Below are 19,553 nucleotides of genomic sequence, written 5' to 3' on the forward strand. Positions count from 1 at the left end.
GGTTGAGGTCCGAGGGTGGGAAGAGGCGGCCGCATTCAGGCTCCCAGAGTTGAAAGGGGTTGTGCGCCGGGACCGAACCGATGGTTTCGCGGCGATATTTCGCCGTCCGGTTTCAGTCGTCGATGCCTTCGTCCCGCCCATCTTGGGCGGTCGTGTCACGCAGGCCAAACTCCTTCATCTTCGTCTGGAGCGACTTGCGGCTGATCTGCAGCAGCCTGGCTGCTCGCGTGACGTTGCCGCCCGTCTCCTCCAGGGCCTTGGTGATGAGGTCCTTCTCTAGCTCGGCCGCCTTCATGCGGACGATGTCCTTGAGACCGCCCTCGCCAGTCGAGGCCTCGAGAGGAGCAGCCGAGAGGACAGGCGCTGGTGTGGAGCCCTGGCGTATCGGATCCGGCAGATCCTTCGCGGTAATGGAGGGCCCGTCCGCGAAGAGCAGCACGCGCTCGATGAGGTTCTCCAGCTCACGGATGTTGCCGGGCCAGTTGTAGCCCTGCAGCAGCGCCATCGCTTCGTCGGTGATGCCTTCGATCTTCTTGTTGAGCTTGCGGTTGTACTTCTCCACGAAGTGCCCCGCGAGCATGGGGATGTCCCCGCGGCGCTCACGCAGCGGCGGGAGGACGATGGGCACCACCGCCAGCCGGTAGTACAGATCCTTGCGGAAGCGCCCGGTCTCGATCTCCGCCTGCAGATCCCGGTTGGTGGCGGCGACGAGGCGCACGTCCACCCGGGTCGTCTTGATGCCGCCCACGCGCTCGAACTCACCCTCCTGGAGGGCGCGCAGCAGCTTCACCTGCATCTCGACGGGAATCTCACCAATCTCGTCCAGGAAGAGGGTGCCGCCGTCGGCCAGCTCGAAGCGACCGGGCTTGGAGGTGACAGCACCGGTGAAGGCCCCGCGCTCGTAGCCGAAGAGCTCGGACTCGAGGAGGTTGTGGGGGATGGCGGCGCAGTTGATCTTGATGAAGGGCTTGTCGCGGCGGCTGGAGGCGCCGTGCAGCGCCGAGGCGACGAGCTCCTTACCGGTGCCGCTCTCGCCGGTGATCAGCACGGTGGACGGGGTGTCGGCCACCTTGTCGATGATCTTGAAGACCTCGTGGAGCTGGGGCGACTCGCCGATGATGGCGGAGCGGGCCTTGGCGTCGGCGCGCACCGAGCGCTGGGCGACGTCGTGCGCCTTGGCGGCCTTGGCGATGACAGCCGAGAGCTCCGCCTGATCGAAGGGCTTGGTGACGTAGTCGAAGGCCCCGGCCTTGATGGCTTCGACAGCGGAGTCCACCGTGCCGTGCGCGGTGATGATGATGACCGGCACGTCGGGGTTGGCGGCGTTGACGGAGCGCAGCACCTCCATGCCCCCAGCCTTGGGCATGACGAGGTCGGTGACCACGATGTCCGCGCCGTTCTTGTTGAACTCGGCGAGACCCTGCTCGCCATCGACCGCGACGGTGACGTCATAGCCGTCACGGCGCAGGATGGCGGCGAGCACCTTGCGGAGGTTCGCCTCGTCGTCGATGACCAGGATCTTCGCCATGGGGGGCTGGCGGTGGGCGGCTCCAGGAGGAGCTAACCGCGGTTCGGCTCGCTTTCCAGGGTGCAGATGGAGTCAGGGTGCTTGATGCGCAGGATGAGCGACTCGAGCACCCGGAAGGGGTGGTTCATCCGAGAGGCCCCCAGGTAGGCAGTGACCATGTCCATGCCGATCGTGAGGTCCATGTTCTCGCGGCCGGTGGAGACGACCACGCCCGAGTCACCGCGCAGCCGGTTGGACTGGAAGACGCCGTCCGCCGCGAGCTGGCGGATGGTCTCGATCTCCAGCACGCCCGTCTTCTCGAAGATGCGGTGCAGCAGCGAGAAGAGGCGAGGAGAGAGGACGACGGCATAGGGGCCGTAGTGACCGGACTCATTGAGTCGGCGGGTGGCCTCGACGATGGCCATGTAGCCGGCGCCGGGCGTGGTCCAGTCCCCGAGCGGCACGGTGAGACGGCCCGTGGCGTTCATCAAGCCCTCGTGGCCGAGCTTGGGGTCACCGTAGAAGATGAGCTCGTCTTCCTGCTGGGCGCAGAGGGCCGCGGCGCCAGCGGCGGCGGACACGTCGAGCGGCATGTTGTGCAGACGGGCCGCCTCGATGTCGCGCCAGTGCAGCAGGAAGTCCTTGTAGATGATGGGGATCGTCTTGAACTTGCGCGCGTCCGTGAAGACGGAGGCCGTCTCCTGCTCGCCGACGATGTCCACCGCGCCCGGGCTGACGCCGGTGTACTCGTCATGGGGGACGCTCTGCACACCCGCGCCCAGCGGGCCGTAGATGTCCAGGATGCGACGGCCGACGAGCGCGCGGCGGGCGACCTGGATCACGGTCTCGTTGAGGCGAGCCCACTCGTCCTCGCGCAACGGGTTCTCGGCATGTCCAAGGAAGTCAGGCATGAGGATGCTCCAGGGAGGTACGCGTTCAGCGGCTGCGCCGCAGCGAGCCGACGGTCAAGGGATGGGTGCCCGGGCTGGGTGGCGGCGCGGGTACTCCGTACACGATGCGTTGAGGAGGAAGCAGGGTCGGCGATTCGGCCTGACCATTGGGCGCAGGCTGGGCCGGCTCGGCCGGAGTCGACGGGGTGGGGGGGGCAGCAGGGGCGGGAGACGGCTGGCCCTCGATGGCGCCTTGGAAGTGACCCGTGACGACAGGCTTATTGAAGTGCGCCTCCTGACCGGCATCCAACAGGCGCAGCATGTGGACGGCCTCGGCGACGTGCTCCTTCTCCTCGGCGGCCAGGTGCAGGAAGAAATCCCGCACCTCGGGGCTGGAGGAGGCACGGGCGTGGGCCTCGTACTCGTTGATGGTCTCCAACTCGCGTGCCAGTACGCGGCGCACGAGCGCGACATCGGTCGAGAGGTCGTTGGTAGGGGGACCAGCCATGGGAGGGCTGACCATTGCGGCCTGCAGGGGGAACCGTCAAGGGAAACCATGGGGGTCCGAGTTCATGCTTCTAGCGGGTGAACGCTCCGCGTAGAGTCCGGGACGCTTGACCGTCCCCGCCCCACGTTCCGACGCCCCCTCCGCTCCTGAAGCCCGTCCCGTGTCTGCACGCCCCGCCGCGAGAGGCAGTGGCGCGCTGTTCGTGGCGGCAGGCATCCTCGCCTCGAAGTTGGTGGGCCTGGTGCGAGAGCGCGTCTTCGCTCATTACCTGGGCAACGGCATCGCCGCCGCTGTGTTCAAGGCGGCACTGCGCATCCCCAACTTCCTGCAGAACCTCTTTGGCGAGGGCGTGCTCTCCGGCTCGTTCATCCCGGTGTACGCGGGGCTGCTGGGGAAGGGGGACCCGAAGGAGGCGGACCGAGTCGCAGGCGCGGTATTCGGGCTGCTCGCGCTGGCCACCAGTGTGATGGTGGCGGTGGGCATGCTGGCCACGCCGCTCTTCGTGGACACCATCGCCCCGGGCTTCGAGGGCGAGGCGCGGAGCATGGCCATCCAGCTGGTGCGCATCCTCTTCCCGGGTACGGGCATGCTGGTGATGTCCGCCTGGTGTCTGGGAGTCCTCAACAGCCACCGGAAGTTCCTCCTGTCCTACCTGGCGCCGGTGGTGTGGAACGCGGCCATCATCGCCACGCTGGTGGTGGCGGGGATGCGCGGGCTGACCGAGGAGCGGCTGGCGGTGGTGCTCGCCTATGGCGTGGTGGCGGGCTGCCTGTTGCAGTTCCTGGTGCAGGTGCCCTCGGTGATGAAGGTGCTCGGGCACTTCCGGCCTACGCTGTCTACGGCCAGCGCGTCCGTGCGTCAGGTCCTGCGCAGCTTCAGCACGGTGGTGCTTGGGCGCGGCGTGGTGCAGATCAGCGCCTACGTGGACACGTCGTACGCGTCGCTGATCGCGGACCGGGCGTTGTCCACACTGACGTACGCGCAGACCATCTACCTCATCCCAGTGAGCCTCTTTGGCATGGCGATCTCCGCGGCCGAGCTGCCGGAGATGTCGCGAGCGGCCGGGGCAGGGGAGGAGGTGGCCGGCAAGCTGCGCTCGCGGCTCGAGGCGGGGGCGCGTCGGATTGCCTTCTTCGTGGTGCCCTCGTCAGCGGCGCTGCTCCTCATCGGGGACGTGGTGGCGGGCGCTCTCCTGCAGACGGGCCGGTTCACGGCTTCGGACACGCGCTACCTCTGGTACGTGCTGATGGGCTCGTCGGTGGGCCTGGTGGCCTCCGCGCTCGGACGCCTGTATGCCTCGACGTTCTACGCACTGAAGGACACGCGCACGCCGCTGCGCTTCGCGGTGATTCGAGTGGTGGTGGGCGCGGCGCTGGCCTGGTTCCTGGCGTTGCGGCTGCCGGGGCTGGTGGGGCTGCCGGAGTACCTGGGGACGGCCTTCCTTCCCCTGGCGGGTGGGCTGATGGCCTGGTTCGAGGCGCAGATGCTGCGCCGGACGCTCACCGCGCAGATCGGACACGTCCGGATGCCGGAGAGCATGCCGAAGCTGTGGGGGGCGGCCATCGCGGCGGGGCTGACGGGGCTGGGCATCAAGGTGGCGCTGACGAAGGTGCTGGGACCCATGCCCGGGGTGACGGAGTGGGGAGGGAGCTTCCTTCCCCCGCCGAACCTCCACCCCGTCCTCTTGTTCCTGGCGGTCGTGCTGCCCTTCGGAGCAGTCTACTTCGGAATCACGGGAGCCCTGGGCATCCCCGAGGCCAAGTCCGTCCTCAATCGAGTCCTCCGCCGTAAGTCCCGCTAGCCGGGCATCCCCTCCCTCTCCCTCTGGGAGAGGGTCGGGGTGAGGGTAGGTAGCCCCCCAGGTTGACTCCAGGGCGGGCCTGGCCACTCCAGGAGAAAAACCACGGGGGTGAGGGTTTTCCCCTACACCCCAGCGTTGCCAGGTTGACCCCTATCCCTCTAGGAGCAGGCGAGCATGCCTGCCTCCATGCGTGGGGGATGGCGCCTCCAACGTGTCGCGTTATGGAGGGGTTCCGGGCGGGACTTGCGGAAGATGACCACATGCGTCTTCCGTCCAAGCACTGTGCGTGTATAGAGTGCGCCGCCTTTTTCCCCAGCAGGGGGCACGGTCCTCCAGCGCTGGATTTCGTTGATTCGTTCAGGAAGGTCCCGGCAGTGAGCGACGAGAAGAACGGTTCCGTGGGTTCTGGTGGCGGTGGTGCGGGGGGCTTCGGTCCCAAGAAGCCCAAGGCCACCTTTGGCGACGTGATGCTCGGCATCCCGGCGGGCCGTGGCGGCGAGCGCGAGGAGCGCGGTGGCCGTGACCGGGACCGCGGTTCGGATCGCCCGCGCGGTGAGCGGAGCGAGCGAGGAGGCGAGCGCGAGGCCCGTCCGGCGAAGCCGGAGGGTGAGGCGGGTGCCCAGCAGGGGCAGGGTGCGCCCCGTGAGGATCGCCGTCCGCGCGGTGGCGATCGGGGTGGCCGTGGGGGTGGTGACCGCGGTGGCGGTGGCGGCAGGGGCGGCGAGCGTCGTCCCCAGGGCCCCATGGTGGTGGTGAAGCGCGCCTCGGGCGCGGTGGAGACGCGTGGCCCGGTGACTCCGGCTCCGGCGTCGACCGCTCCGGCCGAGACCGCGGCGAGCCCCGAGGCCTCCACCGAGACGGCCGCTCCGGTGGCTTCGGCGACTCCGGCTCCCAAGGCGCCTCCCGCGCCGGCGCCCAGCAGCGCGCTTTACGAGGAGGTCCCCGAGTCCCAGTCCTTCGCGGAGATGTTCGAGGCGCAGCAGAAGGAGGGCGGCGTGCCGGCGCGGCGCTCGGTGCGTGTCGGCGAGAAGGTGACGGGCACCATCTTCCAGCTCGGCGCGGACACGGCCTTCGTGTCGCTGTCCAACGCCAAGAGCGAGGCGATGATCGAGCTGCGCGAGCTCAAGGACGACGAGGGCGTCCTGCGCTACGGCGTGGGTGACACCATCGAGGCGCACGTCATCGAGGCGGGCGCCCGGGGCATCCTGCTCAGCCGCGCGCTGGCCAAGGGCAGCGCCAACATGGCGATGCTGGCCGAGGCCCGCGCCTCCGGCATGCCGGTGGAGGGCATGGTCCTCTCCGTGAACAAGGGCGGCGTGGAGGTGGCGATTGGCGACGTGCGCGCCTTCTGCCCCATCAGCCAGCTCGACATCCGCTTCGTGGAGAAGCCGGATCAGTTCGTGGGCGAGAAGCTCACGTTCCGCGTCACCGAGGTGCGGGATCGCAACGTGGTGCTCTCGCGCCGCTCCCTGCTCGAGGAGGAGCAGCGCCAGCTTGCCGCCAAGACGCGCGAGACGCTCGCCGAGGGCAAGGTGGTCAAGGGCAAGGTCACCGGCGTGCGTGACTTCGGCGCCTTCGTGGACCTGGGCGGGGTCGAGGGCATGATCCCCGTCTCCGAGATGTCCTACATGCGCGTGGCTCACCCGAGCGACGTGGTGAAGCAGGGCGACGAGGTGGAGGTGGAGATCCTCCGCATGGAGCCCGCGCAGCCCAACTCGCCGGACAAGTCCAAGCATAAGGAGCGCATCACCCTCTCCATGCGCGCTCGTCAGGAGGATCCCTTCAAGACGGCGCTCGCGGAGATCAAGGAGGGCGACCGTCTGCAGGGCAAGGTGGTGCGGTTGCAGCCCTTCGGCGCCTTCGTAGAGCTGCGTCCGGGCGTGGACGGCCTGGTGCACATCTCCGCGCTGTCCGAGCGCCGCATCGCGCACCCGCGCGACGTGGTGCAGGTGGGCGAGACCATCTGGGTGCAGGTGGAGAAGATCGACGCCAACGACAAGCGCATCGGCCTGCGCCGCATCACCGAGGAGGAGGCCCAGCGCCCCGCCGAGGAGCGTCCGGCTGCCGCCCCCGCCGAGGAGAAGAAGCCCGCCGAGCCCGCGGCGCCTCGCCCGAAGGTGGGCCAGGTGGTGGTGGGCAAGGTGGATCGCATCGAGCCCTACGGCGTGTTCCTCGTGTTCCCGGGCGGCAAGGGTCTCATTCCCGCCTCTGAAACGGGCACCGAGCGCGGCACGGATCTGCGCAAGAAGTTCTCGCTCGGCCAGGAGCTGAAGGTGGCCCTCGTGGACATCGACGCCTCCGGGAAGATCCGCCTCTCCATCACCGCCGCCGAGCGGGCCGAGGAGCGCGCGGAGGTCGAGGCGTGGACGAAGAGCCAGCAGCCCGTCGGTGGTGGCAAGAAGGGACTGGGCACCTTCGCCGATCTGTTCAAGCAGAAGATGGGCAAGTAGCAGCATCGAATCGCTCGCAGTCGGAGGCGCGGGGAATGAAGACCGCGCCTCCAGCCGTTCGATAAAAACAGTTGACGCTCCTGGGGGAGGGCGGTACTTAGCCTCCCACTTCGCCGCGGGGTGGAGCAGCCTGGTAGCTCGTCGGGCTCATAACCCGAAGGTCGCAGGTTCAAATCCTGCCCCCGCAACTCAACAGGCTAGAGACCCTGTTGGAAATGATAGACAGGGTCTCTGGTGTTTGACATAGAGCAGCAACCGATATCGCGGGGTGGAGCAGCCTGGTAGCTCGTCGGGCTCATAACCCGAAGGTCGCAGGTTCAAATCCTGCCCCCGCAACTCTGTGGATGAAGCCCCGCTGGTGCTGAACCAGCGGGGCTTTGTCGTTGCAAGCTGTATATGTGTGTTGTTGGTCGCAAACGGTATCGCGGGGTGGAGCAGCCTGGTAGCTCGTCGGGCTCATAACCCGAAGGTCGCAGGTTCAAATCCTGCCCCCGCAACTTGATGATGAAGCCCCGCTGACGCTGAGTCAGCGGGGCTTTGTCGTTTCTGGGCTCCAGTGAGCGCGCGGACTGTCCCACTTCTGGAGTCACCTCCCGGAGGTGACTTTTCCGGTTGGGGTGCTTAGAGCTGCCCCGATGAGCCGGAAGCATGCAGGTCAAGAGGGAGGCGAGCCGACGCTGAGAGCGGAGATCCGCGCCCGGCTGGAATCCTGGCCCCAGGAGCAACTGCTCGAGTTCGCCGTGGAGCGCTTCCTGGCGGACCCGGAGCTGCGTCAGGAGTTCAAGCAGCCAGAGGCTTCCCACGATGGGGCGGAGGCGGCCCTGTCCCGGCATTTGCGGAGGGCGATCGCCGAGGCCGTACGGGTGCGGTACGTCGATTGGCGCGAGGTGCCTGGCTACATCGGGCGATTGGAGCGGTTGCTCGGGGACATTCGCTCCTTTGCTGAGGGCTATCCGGCGGAGGGCGTGTCGGTGCTCTGCTACTACGTGAAGGCCGTGCCGCGGGTATTCGACTGCATCGCGGACGAGGACGAGCTGGCGCTCTTCTGCTCACAGCTGACGCGGGTGACGCTGGGGCTCGCGTCGAGGGTAGCCGGAGCGGCGCGCGTGGTCGCGGAGGAGCTGCTCTCGGCCTATGTGGCGGACGAGCATGGCCGCTTCGCAGACGTGCCCGAGGTGCTGGTAGATGCAGAGCTGGCGGCGGACGTGCGCGGCGAGGTGGCGACCGCGGCCGAGGCGCTCGCCCTCCAGGTGACACGAAGGGATAGCCACAAGGCGCGTGAGCTGGGCCTGCTGGCGGCTCGGCTGCGGTAGGCAGCTGCGGGGATGGGGTTAGGTGCCGCGCTCGCGGTGTGCCTCCAGATACGCCGCGAAGCCTGCCTTGGACTGGATGCGGAGCTCGGGCAATCGCGCGAGGGCCTGGGGCTCGAACGCGTACTGCTCGCAGACGAGGCTCGCCCGCAGCGCCTGTTCCGGACCTCCCGTGAAGGGCTGTACCTCGTGCGTCAGCTCGCCCCTGAAGTGCACCAGCATTCCCGGTCTCGGACGCACCTCGCCCAGGATCTGGCTTCCTCGCGAGAACACCAGCGCGCCTCCCTTCGCGCCCTCGGGCACGTTCAGGTAGAGCACGCTCACATGCTGGGGCGTTGCGCCTGGGACGCCGCTCGGCTCCTGCAGCGTCGCGTCGATGTGCCGGCCCACACTCCGCCCGGGCTCCAACAGCAGCAGGTTCAAATAGAAGGCGTTCGGCTTTCGTCGCTCCCTGCTCGTGCCGAAGAGCCGCTCACGCCAGGGCAGTAGTCCCCGCGAGCTCGCCGGATCCATCACCATCGCCAGGTAGTCCCGGAGAAAGGGGAAGCGCTCCTCCAGCTTCAGCTGTCCCGCCTCCGTGAAGATGAACGCGAAGCCCCGGCTGCTCTGGAACGTCCCCATCAAGGGGCTGCGCGCCACGAAGCGCGACGAGAGCAGGGCCTCCCGAAGGGCCTCCAACCTTGCTCCCTTCATGGCGTCGCGGTGGGTGACGTACTCGCTCATGCGCTGCAGTGTATGTGGAGTGTCCACGAAGTTCTCGGACCTGGTCCGAGAGCCCGTGAAAGTCCCCTCTCTCCCTGGGAGAGGGTCAGGGTGAGGGTCTGCCACTTGCCCCGGCGGGGAAGGGGACTACACCGCCGCGGGTCGCTTGCCGTCCTCGAGCATCTCCAGCAGGGCCTTCTCCGAGCAGTGCAGCGCGGGCTTCTCGTGCTGCGCCAACTCCTCCACGGAATCGAAGTAGCGCTCCACCACGCGACCCTTCTCGAACATCGCCAGCACCGACGGGTAGATGTACGAGTCCCTCGCCACCGCGGGCGTGTTCCCCAGGTGCTCGGCGACCTCCTTCACCGCCGCCACCATCGTCTTCTTCGTGACCTTCTTTCCGTCCTTCGCGGCCTCCCGGCGCACCCGCTCCTTTGCTCGAGCCAGCGCGCACGCGCAGATGAGCGTCCCGCCCCACGTGCGGAAGTCCTTCGCGCTGTAGCGAGCCCCCATCACTTCCTGGATGTACTCGTTGATGTGGCGCCGTCGCACGTCCACCACGAACCCGTCGTCCAACTGGAACTTGAAGACGTCCCGCCCCGGCAGCTTCAGGCACTCGCGCACGATGCGAGCCACCTGCCGATCCTTCAGCTCCCGGTACTGCTGCTTCCCGCTCTTGCCCGGGAAGTCGAAGATGACCGTGTCGCCTTTCACCTTCACGTGCTTGGCCCGCAGCGTGGCCAGCCCGAAGCTCTGGTTCTCGTCCGCGTACTGCTGACTCCCCGCCCGGATGAAACACGTCCCGAGGATCCGCAGCAGGCATGCCATCACCTTGTCGCGTCCCAACCCCGGCTTACGCAGATCTGCCGCCACGCGCCGCCGCAGCTTGGGCAGCGCCCTCGCGAAGTCGACGATCCGCTTGTACTTCTCCACCTCGCGCCGCTTGGTGAAGGACTCGTGGTAGCGGTACTGCCACCGCCCCGCGCCGTCCTTCCCCATGGCCTGTAGCTTCGACGTGGGTGACGGACTGATCAGCACGTCCGTCCACGCCGGTGGAATCTTCAGCGCGTCGATGCGCTCGCGTTCCTGTGCCGCTACCGGCTTCCCATTGGATTGCTTGTATTGGAAGCCACGCTTGGGGCTCCCGAGCCGACGGATTCCATCCTGTCGCAGTCTCTCGATGTGCGTCATGCCCGGCTCTGGCCCCCGCGTGCGCTCCATGCGCCCCTCAGGAATGCCTGTGCAGCCTGGCGCATCCCGTCAACGCAGCCCCGCCCCGCCGGCCTGGAGGCCAGGCAAGCCGCAAATCGGCTGGAGGGGCTGTCCTGGGTCTGCAAGCCTGGAATAGACTCCCAGCCACCTCTTTGCTTGCTGGGCCGATGACCGAGTTCCTCGACGCCATCCTCGCCTTCCCGACCGTCATCTTCACCATCCCTCTGGGAGTGGTGGTTGGCTACTGGCTCACCGTCATGGTGGGCGCGGTGGGGATCGATCTGCTCGACGGAGACATCGGGGACTTCGCGCTGGGTGCGAAGGCGGGGGCCACGGAAGCACTCGAAGGTGGCGTGAAGGGCGCGATGGAAGGTGGCGCCAAGGCCGCCCTCGAGGGAGGGGCCAAGGCCGCGATGGAAGGGGGCGCCAAGGCTGCGATGGAGGGCAGCTCCGAGCATGGCGGCTCCTTCCTGGAGGTGCTCGGCTTCGGCGGCGTCCCGGTGACGGTGTCCGTCAGCTTCGTGGTGTTCCTCTCCTGGCTGCTGTCTCTGGCCTTTGCACATCCAGCCAAGGAGGCGCTCGGCGCGCTGCCTGGCGCTCTTGTGAGTGGTGGCCTCGCCGCGCTCTGTCTCGCGGTGGGTCTGGTGCTCGCCGGACTGGCAGTGCGGCCCCTGCGGCCCATGTTCGCCGTCCACCAGGCGCCTCGCCGCTCCGAATTGATGGGCCGCGTCTGTGTCATCGCCAGCGGCCGTGTGGATGGCAGGTTCGGCCACGCCACCTTCGAGGACGGTGGCGCCGGCCTCATCCTCAACGTGGTGTGCGACAAGGCCAATGAGCTCAAGCGTGGAGAGAAGGCGCTCATTCTTGGCTATGATGCCGCTCGCGATGCCTACGAGGTGGAGCCGGTGGACTGGCTCCTCCCCGAGGAGATGGAACATTTGAAGGATCCGCTCACTGCCGCTGCGCTCGCCCGCGATAGGGTTCGCGCTCGGTAGCGACTCTTGCAGACTTCCTTAGTGCCGCGCCGGGGGCTGTTCGCGGGGGGCTCCGGTCGCGTGATAGAAGGTCCCCCGGTCTACTCGCTCGGGAAAAGCACCGAATGGATCTGCCAATCGTCGTATCCGGAATCGGAGGAGGCCTCTTCTTCCTCTTTTGTTCCGCGTTCATCGTCTCCAGGTTCTACCGGCAGGTGGATCAAGGACGCGCCTTGATCGTCAATCCCTTCAAGGGAGAGCCGATCGTCACCTTCACCGGCGCCATCGTGTGGCCCATCATCAACCGCGCCGAGGTGATGGACATTGCCCTGAAGACGATCGAGATCGATCGCCGCGGCAAGGAAGGCCTGATCTGCCAGGACAACATCCGCGCGGACATCAAGGTCACCTTCTTCGTCCGGGTGAACAAGACGCGCGAGGACGTGCTCAAGGTGGCCCAGTCCATCGGCTGCGCTCGCGCCAGTGATCAGGAGACCCTGGAGCACCTCTTCGAGGCCAAGTTCTCCGAGGCCCTCAAGACGGTGGGCAAGAGCTTCGACTTCGAGGAGCTCTACACCAAGCGGGATGCCATCAAGGACCAGGTCGTCCAGGTGATCGGCAAGGATCTCAACGGCTACATGCTGGAGGACTGCGCCATCGACTTCCTGGAGCAGACCCCCGTCGAGATGCTGGACAAGGACAACATCCTCGACGCGCAGGGCATCCGGAAGATCACCGAGCTCACCTCCGTCCAGAACATCCACACCAACGAGTTCCGCCAGAGCGAGCGCATGGCCATCACCAAGCGCAACGTCGAGGCGGACGAGGCCATCTTCGCCCTCGAGCGTCAGCGCGCCGAGGCCGCCGCCAAGCAGAAGCGCGAGATCGACTCCATCCAGGCCCGTGAGACCGCCGAGGCCGAGCGCGTGAAGGCCGAGGAGTTCGCCAAGCAGCAGCTGGCGCGCATCAAGGCCGAGGAAGAAATCCAGATCAACGAGCAGAACAAGCACCGCCAGGTGGAGGTGGCGCAGAAGAACCGCGAGCGCGTGGTGGGCGTGGAGTCCGAGCGCGTGGAGAAGGATCGCGCCCTGGAGGCCATCAACCGCGAGCGCGAGGTGGAGCTGTCGCGCATCGGCAAGGAGAAGCAGCTCGAGGCCGAGAAGAAGGCCATCGCCGACGTGGTGCGCGCCCGCATTGCCGTGGAGAAGGGCGTGGCCGAGGAGGAGGAGCGCATCAAGGATCTGCGCGTGAAGGCCGAGGCCACGCGCCGCAAGGACGCACTGCTCATCACGGCCGAGGCCCAGGCGCAGGAGAAGCTCGTCAAGGACATCAAGGCCGCCGAGGCCAGCAACGAGGTGTCCAAGTTCTCCGCCAAGGAGAAGCTCACCCTGGCCGAGGCCGAGCTGCAGGCCGCCGACATGACGGCCAAGGCGAAGATGCGCCTGTCCGAGGGCATTCAGGCCGAGGAGGCCGCTCACGGTCTGGCCGAGGTCCGCGTGAAGGAGGCGGACGCGCTCGCCGTCGAGAAGCAGGGGATGGCCACGGTGCGCGTGAAGGAGGCCGAGGCCGCCGTCATCGAGAAGCAGGGCATGGCCCAGGCCACCGTCCTCAAGGAGCGCGGCCTGGCCGAGGCGCTCGCCGCCAAGGAGCGCGGGCTCGCCGAGGCCGCTGCTGCCCGCGAGAAGCTGCTCGCCGAGGCCGCCGGTGAGAAGGAGAAGGGGCTGGCCCGTGCGAGCATCGGCGAGGCCGAGGCCATGGCCATCCAGAAGCGCGGCGAGGCCGAGGCCATCGCCACCCGCGAGAAGCTGCTCGCCGAGGCCAAGGCCATCGAGGAGAAGCTGCTCGCCGAGGCCCGGGGCCTTGCCGAGAAGGCCGAGTCCATGAAGCTGCTCCAGGGCGCCACTCGCGAGCACGAGGAGTTCCGCTTGCGCCTGCAGAAGGAGCGCGATGTGGAGCTCGCCACCATCCAGGTGCGCAAGGACATCGCCGAGGCCCAGTCCAAGGTGCTCGCCGAGACCATGGGCAACGCCAAGGTCAACATCGTCGGCGGCGACGGCCAGTTCTTCGAGCGCTTCATCAAGGCCATCTCCGTGGGCCAGTCCTTCGACGGCGCGCTCGACCAGAGCGAGGTGCTGCGCAAGGCCTTCGGTGGCTACCTGAACGGCGAGAAGGATCTGCCCGCGGACCTCAAGGAGATCCTCTCCAAGCCGGGTCTCACCAGCGACGCGCAGAACCTGGCCATGGCCGCGCTGCTGCACCGCATGGCACCCAACCCCACGGCCACGGCGGCCTCCAACCTCAAGTCGCTCGTGGAGGCCGAGCCCGTCCGGACGTCGGCTCCCGAGAAGACCCAGGGCTGAGCGGGCGAGCGTGGTCATGAGCCGCGCGGACACGGTGACACGGTGTCCGCGCGGATTGGAGTACGGATTCCCCATACCCTCACCCCCGCCCTCTCCCGAGGGGAGAGGGGGCAACGCAGTACCCACTCCCTCTCCCCTCGGGAGAGGGTCGGGGTGAGGGTACGTGCACCCCTGGTTCCTCATCTCTCGGTGAACTGACGATGGCAACTGAAAGCCCCACTCCCGCGTCGGGCGAGGCCACGCTGGAGGGCGGTAGCTACGAGGTCATCCGCGCGCGCCTGCTCGCCCAGGCCGAGGCGCTCGGCAACAAGGCCACGGACCTCAACGAGCGGCGCAAGAAGCTCTTCGGTGGCACGGAGCTCACCGTCATTGGCAACGAGCGCGTCCGCACCGAGCACAACTGCGTCCCGTGCGACATCGTCGGCGTCGGGAAGTACCTGCTCTTCGGCTACAACGTCTTCATCGGCCTGAAGAAGGAGATGTCCGTCGCGGACGTCTTCTCGCTGCACAAGTTCGAGAAGACCGCCGAGGGCTTCGACTTCTCCCTGGTGCCGCCCTCCGAGGCCGGTGGGTTCCTGCAGGATCCGCGCTTCGTCAAGGACTTCGGCGAGCTCTACAAGTACTACAAGGACGCGAGGCTCCTTCAGCTCCGCCGCAACGAGACGAAGCTCCTGGCCATCTTCCAGACGGGCCAGTCGCAGCGCGACATCAAGGTCTTCCGCTTCGCGCTCGATGTGGAGGGCAATGCCACCTACATCGACAACCAGGGCGAGAGGGATCACGTCTTCCCCGCGTCCCACGACTTCGAGTGGAAGGTGGCCACGCGCGAGAACTACGTGCTCGGCCAGCACCCGCACGTCAACGTGTTGGATCAGGTGTTCGTGGAGACGGTGAAGGGCGACCTCACCATCAAGGTGGAGAACAACACCACGGACGGCCTGGGCATCTACCGCGAGCCGGTGGACGATCCGGATCAGTCACTCGATGACGCCGAGTTCGCCTACGCCCAGGTGGGAGGCCTGATCCTCCTGCGCGTCCTGCCGTTCCGCGAGCAGACGCACCGCTACATCGTCTTCAACACCCGTACCCAGCACGTGGTGCGCATCGACGCCATCGGCAACTCCTGCGTCCGGCTCCCCGAGGATCAGGGCATCGTCTTCCCCGGCGGCTACTACCTGCAGACGGGCGACTACAAGGTCTTCGAGGGCATTGGAGAGGGCCTCCAGTTCAAACGGGCCATCCGCTCGCCCAACGGCGAGGACGTCCTCTATGTCTTCTTCCGCCGCGACGAGGGCGCCTACGTCCTCTTCCCATACAACCTCGTGCGCAAGGAGGTGCAGAACCCGCTGCAGGGGCACGGCTTCAGCCTCTTCGGGGACGGGCGCATGGTGGTGTTCCGCTCCACCTCCAACGAGCCCACCCGCGTGCACCCCATGCAGGTGTGGCAGACGCCCTTCGTCTCCGCCGAGCACGCCGCGAAGATGCCGCCCGCGCCCGGCTACCTCGGCAAGGTGGGCAACGCCGAGCTCGTGCGCGGCATCTCCGACGCGCTGACGCTCGTGCGCATGGCCCGCACGGACAAGCCCTCGCGCCGCACCTACGAGGACCTGGCCGCCGCCGCCACCCGCATGCTCGATGCCTTCTACTGGCTCGGGCACGAGGAGACGGCGCTTCAGGAGGGAATCGAGACCCTGCGGCGCACCTCCGAGCTCATCATCGACGAGTTCGAGAAGGTGCTCGCCCTGCGCAAGCGCGCCACGGACGCCATCGCCACGGCCCAGACGGCCCAGGAGCAGGTCCTCCTGCGCGTGCGTCCCGAGGAGCTCCAGAGCGCCGAGGGCTTCATGAATGCCCTCTCGGAGCTGCGCAAGCAGCGCGGCCAGCTCATCACCCTCAAGGAGATCCGCTACATCGACGTGGCGCGGCTCGAGGGCCTCGAGAAGCAGGTCATCGAGGAGACGGATCGCGTCAGCGCGGATGCCGTGCAGTTCCTCCAGCGAGGCGAGGCGCTCCAGCCCCTGGCCGAGCGCCTGGACGTGCTGCTGCAGAAGCTGGAGCCCATCCAGACCACGAGTGAGCTGGCCCCGCTCGGTGAGGACGTCGAGCAGGTGGGCAAGGGCCTCGAGGTGCTGAGCGAGACGGTGGGCGGCCTGCAGGTGGGCGATCCGCTGGCGCGTGCTCGGATCCTCGAGGGCATCTCCGAGCTGTTCTCCCGCCTCAACCGCGTGCGCGCGGGCCTCAACGTCAAGCGCAAGGAGCTGGTGGGCCGCGAGAAACGGGCCGAGTTCGGTGCCCAGTTCAAGCTGCTCGGCCAGGCGGTGGAGAGCGCGCTGTCCGTGGCGGACTCGCCGGAGAAGTGCGACGAGGGCCTCTCGCGCCTCACCGTGCAGCTGGAGGAGATGGAGGGGCGCTTCGGCGAGTTCGATGAGTTCCTCGGACAGCTCACCCAGAAGCGCGAGGAGCTGCTCGAGGCCTTCGGACAGAAGAAGCAGGCGCTGGTGGACGAGCGCCAGCGCCGCGCGCAGAACCTCTTTGGCGCCGCCGAGCGGATCCTCACCGGCGTCAACCGCCGGGCGAAGTCCTTCAAGGACGAGGACGAGCTCAACTCGTACTTCGCGTCCGACTCGATGGTGCAGAAGCTGCGGCAGCTCGCCCAGCAGCTTCTCGAGCTCCAGGACAGCGTGCGCTCGGACGAGGTGCTCAGCCGGGTGAAGACGGCGCGGCAGGATGCCCTGCGTGCGCTGCGCGACCGGAACGACCTCTACGAGGAGGGCTCGGGCGCGCCGGTCATCAAGTTCGGCAAGTACCGCTTCAACGTCAACACGCAGCCGTTGGATTTGACGATGGTACCGCGCGACGGCGCGCTGTACCTGCAGCTCACCGGCACGGACTACGCCCAGAAGCTGGAGGAGCCGGAGCTGGAGAAGTACCGCGAGCTCTGGGATCAGCACCTCGTCTCCGAGACGCCCCAGGTGTACCGCGCCGAGTACCTCGCCGCGCAGGTGCTGCTGGACGCGGAGGAGGGGAAGGGGAGCGTCACGCTCGCGGCGTTGCACCAGGCGATGCTGGAGCAGGGCGGGTTGCTGGAGAAGGTGCGCGCGTACTCGGCGGACCGGTACGACGAGGGCTACGAGCGCGGCATCCACGACGCGGACGCGGCGGCCATCCTCGAGAAGTTGCTGGCGATGCACACGGGGGCGGGGCTGCTGCGCTTCGCACCCACGCCGCGTGCCTGGGCGGCCCTGTTCTGGGCCTTCGGGGGAGAGGGGGACGAGAAGTCGCTCTTCCACCGCCGCGCGCGCAGCCTGCACCGGCTCCGTGCGGCCTTCGGTGAGTCGGCGGAGTTGGGGGCCCTCGGCAACGAGGCGGGCGAGCGCATCGGGGTCTTCCTGAAGGCGATGGGCGTGCAGTGTGGCCCCGCCGAGGCCCGGCTCGCCGGGCGCTACCTGATCGAGGAGCTGGGCGTAGACAGGCCTCGCTTCACCACCAGCGGGGAGGCGGTGGCGCTCAAGGACGCGCTGCTGTCGCAGCTGGACAGGGCGGGGACGCGCTCGGCCTTCGAGGAGGATCTGCGGGGCCTGGAGAAGAACCTGCCTGAGCGCCTGCGTGTGGTGCGCGCGTGGGTGGAGGCCTACCTGGCGCGGCGCGAGGGAGGCCCGGGCTCGGCGGCCCACGTGGCGGTGGAGGCAGCGGTGCTGCTGCTCACGGATCGCAAGCTGGACCGCGAAGTGGCCGGTGCCCTCACCTCCGCCGAGGTCTCGGGGATGCTGGGCCAGCACCCGCGCATCCAGGACCGGAAGCTGCCGCTGCGCCTGGATGAGTTCCTCGCCCGCCTGAGCGACTTCCGGCAGGTGCGCGTGCCGGCCTACCACGCCTACCGTGCGCTGCTGCGGGACATCCTGGACCGCGAGCGTCGCCGGCTGCGCCTCGAGGAGTTCACGCCGAAGGTGCTGTCGTCCTTCGTGCGCAACAAGCTCATCGACGAGGTGTACCTGCCGCTCATTGGCGCGAACCTGGCCAAGCAGCTCGGCGCGGCGGGCGAGAACAAGCGCACGGACCGGATGGGCATGCTGCTGCTCATGTCGCCTCCGGGCTACGGCAAGACGACGTTGATGGAGTACGTGGCCAGCCGGCTCGGGCTCACCTTCGTGAAGGTGAACGGCCCTGCGCTGGGCCACTCGGTGAAGTCACTGGATCCGGCTGAGGCGCCGAACGCCACGGCCCGCCAGGAGGTGGAGCGCATCAACCTGTCCTTCGAGATGGGCAACAACGTGATGCTCTACCTCGACGACATCCAGCACACGGATCCCGAGCTGCTCCAGAAGTTCATCTCGTTGTGCGACGGCCAGCGCCGGGTCGAGGGCGTGTGGAACGGCAAGACGCGCACCTATGATCTGCGCGGCAAGAAGTTCTGCGTGGTGATGGCGGGCAACCCGTACACCGAGACGGGCGATCGCTTCCGCATCCCGGACATGCTCGCCAACCGTGCTGACACCTACAACCTGGGTGACATCCTCGACGGGAAGGAAGAGCTGTTCGCGCTCAGCTACATCGAGAACGCGCTCACGTCGAACGGGGCGCTGGCGCCACTCGCCACGCGCGAGCCGGGTGACATCTACAAGCTCATTCGCATGGCGAAGGGCGAGGAGGTGCCCACCGGCGAGCTGTCATACGGCTACGCGGCGGCGGAGCTGCAAGAGATTGTCGCGGTGTTCCAGCGGCTCTTCCGGGTGCAGGAGGTGCTGCTGAAGGTGAACCTGGAGTACATCGCCTCGGCGGCGCAGGACGAGCGCTTCCGGACGGAGCCCGCGTTCAAGCTGCAGGGCAGCTACCGCAACATGAGCAAGGTTGCCGAGAAGGTCGTGGCGGCGATGACGGACGACGAGCTGGAGCGTCTCATCGACGATCACTACCAGGGCGAATCGCAGACGCTCACCACGGCGGCCGAGCAGAACCTGCTCAAGCTGCAGGAGCTGCGTGGGCGGCTGACGCCGGAGAAGGCGAAGCGCTGGGAGGAGATCAAGCAGGGCTTCGCGCGGGTGAAGCGGATGGGCGGGAAGGAGGACGATCCGGTGGCTCGGGTGACGGGTCAGCTGAGCGCCATCGAGGAGCAGCTCGGGGCGGTGGCAGGCGCGGTGGTGCAGGCGGCGGAGGTGACGCGCAAGCCGTCGGGGCCGAGCCCGGTGGCCGAGGTGACGCCGCGGCTGGAGGCGCTGCGCGAGGCGCTGTTGGAGCTGGCGCGCAGGGAGACGCCGGTGCCGGTGGTGCAGGTGTCGCCGGGTACAGACCTGACGCCGTACCTGCAACACCTGGCGAAGGTGCTGAAGGTGCTGGCCGAGCGCTCGGTGGCGGCACCGGCGCAGACGGCGGATCTGGGCCCGGTGATGGAGCAGCTCACGCAGGCGGTGAGGACGATGGCGGAGCGCCAGCCTGTGTCCGCACCCGCCTCGGCGCCACCTGCGGACCTGGGGCGGTACATGGAGCAGATGTCCCAGGCGGTGAAGACGATGGCTGAGCGTTCCCCGGCACAGTCACTGCAGCGAGCGGCCGCGACGCCGCTGCCGGCGGACGTAGGCCGGCAGATCATGCTGGTGGAGAGCGCGCTGGCGCCGCTGGAGCGGCTGGCCAAGAGGACGCTGCAGGGCGGAGAGGAGAACCTCAAGGCGATGCAGGTCTGGCAGGCCGTCACGGAGGCGCTAGAACTCCTCCAAGCCATGCAGCGCTGAACTCCCTCCCTCTCCCTCTCCCTCTGGGAGAGGGTCGGGGTGAGGGTATAGAGGACCCCGAGTCGGGGAGGCGAATCCCCCCGCGGGAATCCCTTCCCGGAGCCGTGGCTCCC

At 67.7% G+C, this 19,553-nt stretch carries 11 protein-coding genes and 3 tRNA genes; 9 read left to right on the forward strand and 5 right to left on the reverse strand.

The features are described from left to right. Nucleotides 1–112: 112 nt before the first annotated feature. The 3 genes from F0U60_RS25030 to F0U60_RS25040 are packed head-to-tail and all read right to left on the reverse strand — an operon-like array spanning nt 113 to nt 2,905. Nucleotides 113–1,528 (reverse strand): sigma-54-dependent transcriptional regulator, encoded by a 1,416-nt coding sequence (locus tag F0U60_RS25030; protein ID WP_395824110.1) that lies wholly within the window; start codon nt 1,526–1,528, stop codon nt 113–115. A gap of 32 nt (nt 1,529–1,560) precedes the next feature. Beyond that, nucleotides 1,561–2,418 (reverse strand): family 1 encapsulin nanocompartment shell protein, encoded by an 858-nt coding sequence (locus F0U60_RS25035; protein ID WP_203404577.1) that lies wholly within the window; start codon nt 2,416–2,418, stop codon nt 1,561–1,563. A gap of 25 nt (nt 2,419–2,443) precedes the next feature. After that, on the reverse strand, nt 2,444–2,905 hold the full coding sequence (locus F0U60_RS25040) for a ferritin (RefSeq protein WP_395824113.1): 462 nt from the start codon (nt 2,903–2,905) through the stop codon (nt 2,444–2,446). A gap of 160 nt (nt 2,906–3,065) precedes the next feature. On the opposite strand from F0U60_RS25040, the gene murJ reads away from it, so the two are divergent. From murJ to F0U60_RS25070, 6 genes are all read left to right on the forward strand, one after another. Continuing rightward, the gene (gene murJ, locus F0U60_RS25045) at nt 3,066–4,706 is read left to right on the forward strand and encodes a murein biosynthesis integral membrane protein MurJ (RefSeq protein ID WP_395824116.1); all 1,641 of its coding nucleotides are present in this window, start codon (nt 3,066–3,068) and stop codon (nt 4,704–4,706) included. A 374-nt stretch (nt 4,707–5,080) separates the two neighbouring features. Further along, nucleotides 5,081–7,156 carry a S1 RNA-binding domain-containing protein gene (locus tag F0U60_RS25050; protein ID WP_395824119.1) on the forward strand — a complete coding sequence of 692 codons (2,076 nt, stop codon included), beginning with the start codon at nt 5,081–5,083 and terminating at the stop codon, nt 7,154–7,156. 114 nt (nt 7,157–7,270) lie between these two features. After that, nucleotides 7,271–7,344 (forward strand) — tRNA-Met (locus tag F0U60_RS25055). A 74-nt stretch (nt 7,345–7,418) separates the two neighbouring features. Beyond that, nucleotides 7,419–7,492, forward strand: a tRNA-Met gene (locus F0U60_RS25060). An 87-nt stretch (nt 7,493–7,579) separates the two neighbouring features. Further along, a tRNA-Met gene (locus F0U60_RS25065) sits at nt 7,580–7,653 on the forward strand. A 138-nt stretch (nt 7,654–7,791) separates the two neighbouring features. Further along, on the forward strand, nt 7,792–8,469 hold the full coding sequence (locus tag F0U60_RS25070) for a hypothetical protein (RefSeq protein WP_395824122.1): 678 nt from the start codon (nt 7,792–7,794) through the stop codon (nt 8,467–8,469). Between the two features lie 18 nt (nt 8,470–8,487). On the opposite strand, the gene F0U60_RS25075 is transcribed toward F0U60_RS25070, so the two are convergent. Both F0U60_RS25075 and F0U60_RS25080 read right to left on the reverse strand, forming a co-directional pair. Next, nucleotides 8,488–9,189 (reverse strand): 2OG-Fe(II) oxygenase, encoded by a 702-nt coding sequence (locus F0U60_RS25075; RefSeq protein WP_395825433.1) that lies wholly within the window; start codon nt 9,187–9,189, stop codon nt 8,488–8,490. 126 nt (nt 9,190–9,315) lie between these two features. Continuing rightward, the gene (locus tag F0U60_RS25080) at nt 9,316–10,389 is read right to left on the reverse strand and encodes a DNA topoisomerase IB (RefSeq protein ID WP_395824124.1); all 1,074 of its coding nucleotides are present in this window, start codon (nt 10,387–10,389) and stop codon (nt 9,316–9,318) included. Between the two features lie 158 nt (nt 10,390–10,547). Here F0U60_RS25080 and F0U60_RS25085 point away from each other — a divergent pair, with 158 nt between their 5' ends. The 3 genes from F0U60_RS25085 (at nt 10,548) to F0U60_RS25095 (ending at nt 19,440) form a co-directional block, all read left to right on the forward strand. Then, nucleotides 10,548–11,375, forward strand: coding sequence for a hypothetical protein (locus F0U60_RS25085; RefSeq protein WP_395824127.1), 828 nt, complete (start codon nt 10,548–10,550; stop codon nt 11,373–11,375). 104 nt (nt 11,376–11,479) lie between these two features. Then, nucleotides 11,480–13,714, forward strand: coding sequence for a hypothetical protein (locus F0U60_RS25090; RefSeq protein ID WP_395824130.1), 2,235 nt, complete (start codon nt 11,480–11,482; stop codon nt 13,712–13,714). 200 nt (nt 13,715–13,914) lie between these two features. Continuing rightward, complete coding sequence (locus F0U60_RS25095) at nt 13,915–19,440, forward strand: DNA repair ATPase (RefSeq protein ID WP_395824133.1); 5,526 nt, start codon at nt 13,915–13,917, stop codon at nt 19,438–19,440. Nucleotides 19,441–19,553 lie beyond the last annotated feature (113 nt).

Origin of the sequence: Archangium minus (assembly GCF_044360475.1) — a bacterium.
GTDB lineage: Bacteria > Myxococcota > Myxococcia > Myxococcales > Myxococcaceae > Archangium > Archangium minus.

Bases quoted from the DNA above. Each gene is read 5' to 3' on its own strand.
- F0U60_RS25030 (WP_395824110.1), bottom strand. From the start codon at position 1,528: ATGGCGAAGATCCTGGTCATCGACGACGAGGCGAACCTCCGCAAGGTG.
- F0U60_RS25035 (WP_203404577.1), bottom strand. From the start codon at position 2,418: ATGCCTGACTTCCTTGGACATGCCGAGAACCCGTTGCGCGAGGACGAG.
- F0U60_RS25040 (WP_395824113.1), bottom strand. From the start codon at position 2,905: ATGGCTGGTCCCCCTACCAACGACCTCTCGACCGATGTCGCGCTCGTG.
- F0U60_RS25070 (WP_395824122.1), top strand. From the start codon at position 7,792: ATGAGCCGGAAGCATGCAGGTCAAGAGGGAGGCGAGCCGACGCTGAGA.
- F0U60_RS25075 (WP_395825433.1), bottom strand. From the start codon at position 9,189: ATGAGCGAGTACGTCACCCACCGCGACGCCATGAAGGGAGCAAGGTTG.
- F0U60_RS25080 (WP_395824124.1), bottom strand. From the start codon at position 10,389: ATGGAGCGCACGCGGGGGCCAGAGCCGGGCATGACGCACATCGAGAGA.
- F0U60_RS25085 (WP_395824127.1), top strand. From the start codon at position 10,548: ATGACCGAGTTCCTCGACGCCATCCTCGCCTTCCCGACCGTCATCTTC.
- F0U60_RS25090 (WP_395824130.1), top strand. From the start codon at position 11,480: ATGGATCTGCCAATCGTCGTATCCGGAATCGGAGGAGGCCTCTTCTTC.
- F0U60_RS25095 (WP_395824133.1), top strand. From the start codon at position 13,915: ATGGCAACTGAAAGCCCCACTCCCGCGTCGGGCGAGGCCACGCTGGAG.